1 protein-coding gene is annotated in these 1,130 nt (G+C 45.8%); it reads right to left on the bottom strand.

Annotated elements, in window-relative coordinates; all coding sequences use genetic code 11:
- The coding region (locus tag AB5123_RS14405; protein ID WP_368365010.1) for a collagen binding domain-containing protein at positions 1 to 1,130 on the bottom strand (1,130 nt) is incomplete at both ends.

Raw genomic sequence — 1,130 nt, 5'->3', positions numbered from 1 at the left:
GCATAAGCTCTTGTTGTACCGTCGAGCGTAACAATATCCTCTACAGCGATCACCTGAAATACTGCGCCGGAAAGATTTCCGCTTGCAAACACGGGAGTGTAAGTTGTTGGATTCACGATCATTTCACCGTTTTCATTGGTGTATGCGGAGGAAGCCGTTGCCACGCTTGTGAAAATATCGCCTGTTTTCCGAACGCTGATTTTTCCTTTCTGAGCGGTGTTTTCTTTGCGGACTTTAATAACCGTCAGGGCATTTTCTTCCTCTGCGTTATCAGCAGAAACTGTGAAAGACACAGGCGTACTGTCCAGAACATAACCCACAGGAGCCTGAACCTCAACAAGCGAATATTCACCGTAGGGAAGAACTTCGGGAGTGATCAGATAGCCCTCGCTGTTTGTGTAGAAAGTGTCGATTGTGGTTGGGGTAGGGTATGCAAAAGTCATTGAGATCTTCTGACCGTTTGAATCATAGATCTCAAAGCCTGCACCCTCGTAAGGAATGGTTTTTCCCGTTTCGGAATCCACTTTTACTACCTTGATATAGCTTTTAAATTCTGCATTGTTGATGAGGTAGCGATAGGTCTGACCGTCAGCCGAAATTTTCACATCAAAATCAGCCATAAACTCAGTACCTTCCCAGCCCTTGGTCTGATGCACGGTGTAAATTCCGTATGGCATATCCTTGGTTTGTGCAAATCCGTTTTCATCGCACGTCAGGTAATCACGTTCTGTTTCAACAGCATTTGCATAAGACCCCGAAGATTTCAGATACACCTCAAATTCAGCTCCCACTTCGGGAGTTTCTATCTGAGTAGAGCCGTCATCGGAATGCTTGATCATTGCGATATTTCCCTTGATAACGTCCTCAGTCACTGTCATAGAAAGTGGGTTATGCTCAATGAAATAATTCTCAGCTTCTGCACCAACTGAGTAAACTGTTTCATCAAGCAGATAGCCCTCGCTTGGCGAAATTTCCTGAACAGTGTAGTTTCCGCAGACATACTCTTTTGTCTTGAAATATCCGTTTTCATCGGTCGTATAGGTATCGGCAAGCTCGCCGTCCTTGTACAGTCCGTAAACTGCTCCCGCAAGTGTTCCGTTGCCCTGTGCTGTGACCATCTCTGCGTCCTG

Source organism: Ruminococcus sp. RTP21204st1_B2_RTP21204_210225, from assembly GCF_040914135.1.
Classification (GTDB): Bacteria; Bacillota; Clostridia; order Oscillospirales; family Ruminococcaceae; genus Hominimerdicola; species Hominimerdicola aceti.
Note: the sequence above shows the minus strand (reverse complement) of the source record. Positions and strands in the feature narration are given on the sequence as shown.